At 42.8% G+C, this 7,085-nt stretch carries 4 protein-coding genes and 1 pseudogene; 4 read left to right on the top strand and 1 reads right to left on the bottom strand.

The window, feature by feature from the left end:
* Positions 1–217 precede the first annotated feature (217 nt).
* Positions 218–3,034, bottom strand: a complete 2,817-nt coding sequence (gene uvrA / locus WKF69_RS12720; protein WP_340382398.1) for an excinuclease ABC subunit UvrA — start codon at positions 3,032–3,034, stop codon at positions 218–220.
* A gap of 250 nt (positions 3,035–3,284) precedes the next feature.
* On the opposite strand from uvrA, the gene WKF69_RS12715 reads away from it, so the two are divergent.
* The 4 genes and pseudogenes from WKF69_RS12715 to WKF69_RS12700 form a co-directional block, all read left to right on the top strand.
* Complete coding sequence (locus WKF69_RS12715) at positions 3,285–3,872, top strand: sigma-70 family RNA polymerase sigma factor (protein ID WP_340382400.1); 588 nt, start codon at positions 3,285–3,287, stop codon at positions 3,870–3,872.
* Between the two features lie 363 nt (positions 3,873–4,235).
* The gene (nth, locus tag WKF69_RS12710) at positions 4,236–5,003 is read left to right on the top strand and encodes an endonuclease III (RefSeq protein ID WP_340382396.1); all 768 of its coding nucleotides are present in this window, start codon (positions 4,236–4,238) and stop codon (positions 5,001–5,003) included.
* Positions 5,004–5,086: 83 nt separating this feature from the next.
* Positions 5,087–6,094 (top strand): recombinase RecA, encoded by a 1,008-nt coding sequence (gene recA / locus WKF69_RS12705; RefSeq protein WP_340382394.1) that lies wholly within the window; start codon positions 5,087–5,089, stop codon positions 6,092–6,094.
* Positions 6,095–6,511: 417 nt separating this feature from the next.
* Positions 6,512–7,085: pseudogene (locus WKF69_RS12700) on the top strand (acetylxylan esterase); the annotation flags it as partial.

Below are 7,085 nucleotides of genomic sequence, written 5' to 3'. Positions count from 1 at the left end.
TATCAGTTCAGCCAATGCCATTGGTGATGATAACGAGGGCACTGTAGATGGAACCCACATGACAGATCTGGGCTTTATGCGGTATGCGGATTATTTGATCGGGAAGTTTAAGGAGAATAAATTAGTGGTTCGGTAAGGTATGAACAGTGCTTTTTGAAGTTTGAAGAGTTTAAGATTTAGGTCATTTAATCAATTCCACCCATCACCTTTTCTCTTATCATTGCGAGCGAAGCGAAGCAAACCTCTCCTTCAAAAAACTCCCCGTATACGAATCCTTCTCCTTTATCAAATCCTCCGGCGTACCCTCAAAAACCACATTACCCCCTCTGTCACCACCTTCCGGGCCGATATCAATAACCCAGTCCGCGCACTTAATGACATCCATATTATGTTCGATCACGATGATACTGTTCCCCTGGTCGATAAGAGCATCGAAAGATTTAAGCAGCTTTTTAATGTCATGGAAATGAAGCCCGGTTGTTGGCTCATCAAAAATGAAAAGCGTTTTGCTGCTGTTATTCCCTTTCACAAGGAAAGATGCAAGCTTTATCCGCTGCGCTTCACCGCCGGATAGGGTATTTGATGATTGTCCGAGGTGAACATATCCCAACCCAACATCTACCAGTGGCTTAATTTTGGTTATGATCTTTGGTTCGCTTTCGAAGAAGTCCAGTGCCTCATCGATGGTCATATCAAGCACCTCAAAAACATTCTTTTCCTTGTAGGTAATATCCAGAACATGCTGTTTAAAGCGTTTCCCGACGCAGGCTTCACACGGAAGGAAAATATCAGCCATAAACTGCATTTCAATCTTCACTTCGCCTTCTCCCTGACAAACATCACATCTTCCTCCCTCAACATTAAATGAAAAGGCAGACGGCTTCAATCCGGACGCTTTAGCCAGCCCTTGTGAAGCGTACAGGTTCCTGATCTCATCCCATGCTTTTACATAGGTAACGGGGTTGGACCTTGATGACCTGCCGATAGGGTTCTGATCTACAATTTCCACCTGCTCAACTTTAGAATAATCGCCCCCAATTGAATCATAAGAACCGGTTTGTTCACCGGAATAATTGCCAATCGCCTTTTGCAGGGCTGGTTGCAGGATACGCTTAACAAGAGAAGTTTTACCGGAGCCAGAGACCCCCGAAACTACGCTCAAAACATTTAATGGAAATTTAACATCCACATGCTTAAGGTTATTCTCCCTAGCTCCCTTTATCTCAATGTAATCGCTCCATTTCCTCCTTTGCTTGGGGATCTCAATAGAATTCCTGCCGCTCAGATACTTCCCTGTCAGGCTGACTTCATCTTTCCGGATTTCGTCATAAGTTCCAGTAAAAACAAGACTCCCGCCATGGGTTCCCGCCTCTGGGCCTATATCTATAATATGGTCAGCTGCCTGCATAATCTCTTCTTCGTGCTCAACAACAAGTACAGTGTTACCCACATCCCGTAACGACCTCAACACCCCAATCAGGCGGTGGGTATCGCGCGGGTGAAGGCCGATGCTCGGTTCATCCAGTACATATATAGACCCAACCAATGAGCTTCCTAATGAAGTAGCCAGGTTTATCCGCTGCGATTCTCCGCCGGAAAGCGTATTGGATAAGCGGTTTAGGGTTAAATATCCCAAACCAACATCATTTAAAAACTTAACACGGTTAGCTATCTCCATCAAAAGCCTCTTTGCTATTTTTTGCCTTGTAGTATCCAGTTCGAGGGTATCAAAAAAACCCGTAGCCTGCTCTAAAGGCATTAACACAATATCAGTGATGGACCGGTTATCGATCTTTACATAGGAAGCATCTTCCCGCAAACGGCTTCCCTTACATTCCGGGCAGGTTGTTTTGCCACGATAACGCGAAAGCATCACTCTGTACTGAATCTTATACGTTTGCGCCTCAAGTTCTTTAAAGAATTCATCGAGTCCAGTAAAAAAGCTGTTTCCTGTCCAGAGCAGCTTCCGCTGGTCATCCGTAAGCTGATTATAGGCCCGGTGGATAGGAAAATCAAACTTCAATGCACTCTTTACCAATTTGCTCAGCCATTCGCCCATCTTCTCACCTCTCCAGGGAGCGATAGCACCATCGTAAACCGACTTACTTTTATCCGGTACAACCAGATCCTCGTCGATGCCGATAACCTTACCATAACCCTCGCAGCGCTTACACGCACCATAGGGGTTGTTAAAGCTGAAGAAATTAGGTGTGGGCTCTTCAAAACGCAGCCCATCGAGCTCAAAGCGATCGCAGAACACGTGAACTATTCCGTTCTCCTCAACCAGACAATCACCGCGTCCTTCGAAAAATGCCGTTTGAGCTGAATCTGCTGTCCTGCTCAGCGTCTCTTCGTCTACAGCAACCGAAATGCGGTCAATAACTATCTTGACATCGACATCTTCTCCCGACTTCTTATTGTCGGTAGACTTATCCTCCAGCACGTCTTCGATCTTTGACAGCTTATCATTGATTATAACCCTGGTAAAACCTTTCTGAAGCAGAACCGCCAGCTCTTCCTTAAGCGAGCGGTGATTATGTGCGTGCAGCGGGCATAAAATTGTAACAGACGTATCAAGTGTTAAATTAGATATAAAATTAACCACATCGGTCACCGTATCTTTCTTTACCTCTCTTCCTGAAACCGGCGAAATGGTCCTGCCAATCCGGGAAAATAAAAGCTTGAGGTAATCATATATTTCAGTCGAGGTACCTACTGTCGACCTTGGATTACTTGTGATAACTTTTTGTTCAATAGCTATAGCAGGCGCAATCCCTTTAATGAAATCAACGTCAGGCTTATTCATACGCCCCATAAACTGCCTTGCGTAAGAAGAAAGGCTCTCCACATATCTCCTCTGTCCCTCGGCGTATAGCGTGTCAAAAGCCAGTGAGGACTTTCCTGATCCGGACATCCCGGTAATTACAACCAGCTTATTTTTAGGAATGGCAACATCTATATTTTTTAAGTTATGAACCCTTGCTCCCTTTATGATGATAAATCTCCCCGGGTCTTTTTCCGCTTCTTTGCTCATTCAGTAAACCTATATTCTTTCTTATTACGTATATAATTATATGCCCTTTTGGGGTGTGCAAAAATACGGGTATAAGAGCTTAATACAGAAGATTGATTAATTATTCTTTGATATTGGCAAAATAATTGTTTCATTTGGGGTAAGAAACCAGATCAAAAAATTTAAAACAGGAGAACGCTATCGGATAAACTCTACTTATTAACTTTTGAGAATTTTTATATAAAAAAGGGGAATTTAGAGTATGAGTACTATAAAACTTCAATCGAAGAGCGATCAGGATCTGGTGCATCAGTATTTACAGGGTCATGAAGCCAGCCTGGAGGAATTAATCCGCCGGCATAAAACCAAAATTTACACATCCATTTATTTATTAGTTAAGGATTCTTATCTCGCAGAAGATATTTTTCAGGACACTTTTATTAAGGTAATTAATACACTAAAGGCCGGAAAGTATAATGAAGAAGGAAAATTTCTGCCATGGGTTATAAGAATTGCGCATAACCTCGTTATCGATCATTTCCGAAAAGAGAAACGCACTCCTGTAGTTACTACAGTTGAGGGCTTTGATATTTTTGAGGTGCTGAAATTTTATGATGAAAGCACTGAGGACAAAATGATCCGCGAGCAAACGCATCGCGACCTGCGCGAGCTTATCCATCTTTTACCGCCCGAGCAGAAGGAAGTATTGATTATGCGTCACTATGGCGAGCTTAGTTTCAAGGAAATTTCCGAAATCACCGATGTAAGTATTAACACTGCGCTGGGGCGGATGCGTTATGCATTGAACAACCTGCGTAAGATGATGCTTTCCAAGGAAGTAAGCCTGAAAAACTCTTAAAATAAAAAAAATGTAAATTATTTTTGTTTCGAAGTAACATTCGTAAATTAAGTACGTTTTAAATTAAAACCAAACCGTGCTTATGATAGAAACTTCTACTCCAACAACAAATTCTTTACAAAACGACATGGTACAAAACACTGCAATTCCCGAAGAACTCGGTGAAGGGGAACAATCTTTCTATAATTCGATTAAAAAAAATCTGAACACTATAGTTAGAACCCCAGGCAAAGATGTCATTGCCCGAATTTTGAAATACTCTAAATCGGTGTAAGAATTCTCACAAAGCCAGCTCATGAGCTGGCTTTGTGATTGTTAATAATTTCAGGATAGAATTTTGCTCCCGCTTCCTATCTTTAGCCCGTGCTACGAAAGGACCGCTATAAAGCATTTGTCGACTATTTCTCCTCCCATCAGCCCGATGCGGAAACCGAGCTAAACTATACCAATCCGTTTGAACTGCTCGTTGCGGTTATATTGTCTGCCCAGTGCACCGATAAACGCATTAATTTGATCACACCTGCTCTTTTTGAGCGTTTTCCTGATGCATTAAGCCTTTCGCAGTCAACACCGGAAGAAGTTTTCCAATATATCCGCAGCGTGAGCTATCCTAATAACAAGTCTAAACACCTTGTCGGGATGGCACAGAAGCTCATCAACGAATTCGGCGGAATTGTTCCCCCAGATATTGACGACCTTCAGAAGATGCCAGGTGTAGGCAGAAAAACAGCAAACGTGATCGCCTCAGTTGTTTTCAATGCTCCGGCAATGGCCGTTGATACTCATGTGTTCAGGGTGTCGAATCGCATTGGCCTCACACGAAATGCAACCACACCCCTGGCCGTAGAGAAACAATTAGTACAATATTTGCCGCAGGATAAGATCTATGTAGCACACCACTGGTTAATTCTTCACGGCCGATATATTTGTGTCGCGAGAAATCCGAAATGCCATATTTGCCCGCTCACCTGGTTTTGCAAATATTATGAACAAAACCAAACTGTAAAGGCCTTGCTTAAAGTTGAAGCTGATGTGAAGCGAAAGAAAATAGCTGTGAAGAAGAAGAACAATGCTAAAAAGATAGGCAGCATACTTAAAAAGCTGGAAATTAAGCCGAATGACGTAAGCTAATAATATTAGTATTTAAATATTTTTGTTAATATTATTAGTATTTTGAATATTATTTATACTTTTGATGATATTAAACCAAAACAATGAGCAACGCAGATAAACTAAAAGCTTTACAGCTTACGCTGGATAAACTTGAAAAATCATACGGCAAAGGCACCGTGATGAAACTTGGCGACAATGCTGTAGAGCCAATAGAGTCTATTTCAACCGGCTCAATCAGCCTTGACATTGCCTTAGGCATTGGAGGTTTACCAAAAGGAAGAGTAATTGAAATCTATGGCCCGGAGTCCTCTGGTAAAACAACTCTTGCAATTCATGCGATAGCTGAAGCCCAGAAAAAAGGCGGCATCGCTGCTTTTATAGATGCGGAACATGCATTCGATAAATTTTACGCTGCCAAACTTGGTGTCGATATTGAAAATCTTTTGATCTCTCAACCCGATAACGGCGAGCAGGCTCTTGAAATTGCAGATAATTTGATCCGTTCAGGAGCAATTGATATTATAGTTATTGACTCCGTGGCGGCCCTTGTTCCTAAGGCTGAGATCGAGGGAGAAATGGGAGATTCTAAAATGGGATTACATGCCCGATTGATGTCACAAGCTCTTCGAAAATTAACAGGTACCATATCCAAAACCGGATGTTGCTGTATATTTATCAACCAGCTTCGTGATAAGATCGGAGTAATGTTCGGCAGTCCTGAAACTACAACGGGTGGTAATGCTTTGAAATTTTATGCATCTGTGCGTTTAGATATCCGCCGGATCTCGCAAATTAAAGATACCGACGAGGTTTCAGGAAACCGGGTTAAGGTTAAGGTTGTTAAAAACAAGCTTGCGCCGCCTTTCCGTATTGCTGAATTTGATGTAATGTTCGGAGAAGGCATTTCAAAAGCCGGGGAGATCATCGACTTAGGTGTTGACTTTGATATCATCAAAAAAGCAGGATCCTGGTTCAGCTACGGCGACACTAAATTAGGCCAGGGCCGCGATGGTGTTAAACAATTGCTTCTCGACAACCCCGATCTGATGGATGAACTGGAGGCGAAGATCAAAGGAACCGTGACTGCCGATCATTTGGAAGAGAAGTAGGGGGACTGAGGTCGGAAGTCAGCTTGCCGGACGTTAGATAGGGTATGATGTATGTGCGAAAGTGGATTTCCGACAAGACTTAACCGCAGAGAGCGCGGAGGCGGAAAGATATTATGGGCGAATCGCATTGGTTGGTGAAAAAACTCTGCGCACTCTGCGTGGAACTTTGCGTCCTTTGCGGTAAAACAGACGGTGTGTACGCTTCAATACATTATTCTAAAACTTTAAGAACTTGCACCTGGCCGACAATGTCATAGATGATTATTAGATTGGACTGAACTCATAGTGGAAGATGCTTGCTTTACAGCGAGCATCTTTTTTTTTAGAAACTCCTTGCCCATCAATAAACGGTGATCAAACAACACTTGCTAATCACCGAAATTAAATGCAATTTATTCCTGTATTAATTTTCAATCAATGAAATGCATCAAATCAGTATTATTCTTCTTATTGCTTTTCGGGGGAATACAGGAGAACTTTGCACAACCAGCAGAGCAGCTGGTAAAAGTTATCGTAGCCCCGGATCATACGAACTGGACCTATCACATGGGTGAAAAGGCAAAATTTACTGTTAGCATCATTCAATTCGGCAACCTCCTCCAGAACGTAAAGATTAAATATGATGTAGGGCCGGAAAGGATGGTACCGCTAAAAAGTGATTCTCTCGTTGCCAAAGATGGGAAGGTTACAATTGATGGAGGAACAATGAGCACCCCAGGCTTTCTGCGCTGCATCGTATATGCTGAAGTTGACGGGAAGAGATACAGAGGATTGGCTACCGCGGGCTTTGATCCGGAATTAATTAAACCGGCCGGTATTGTCCCGGCGGATTTTGTACAGTTCTGGGATAAGGCGAAAGCCGATCTTACGAAGATCCCCATGGATGCACGGATGACCCTGCTTCCTGAACGTTCTACGGAACTGGTAAATGTGTATCATTTAAACGTTCAGAATTTCAGGGTAGGCGCGCGCCTTTATGGGATATTGTGCG

The sequence above is a fragment of the Daejeonella sp. genome (genome assembly GCF_037719425.1).
Lineage (GTDB): Bacteria > Bacteroidota > Bacteroidia > Sphingobacteriales > Sphingobacteriaceae > Daejeonella.
This window is presented reverse-complemented; position numbering and strand designations above follow the sequence as displayed.

Coding starts and splice junctions, on each gene's coding strand:
- uvrA (WP_340382398.1), bottom strand. CDS start 3,034: ATGAGCAAAGAAGCGGAAAAAGACCCGGGGAGATTTATCATCATAAAG.
- recA (WP_340382394.1), top strand. CDS start 5,087: ATGAGCAACGCAGATAAACTAAAAGCTTTACAGCTTACGCTGGATAAA.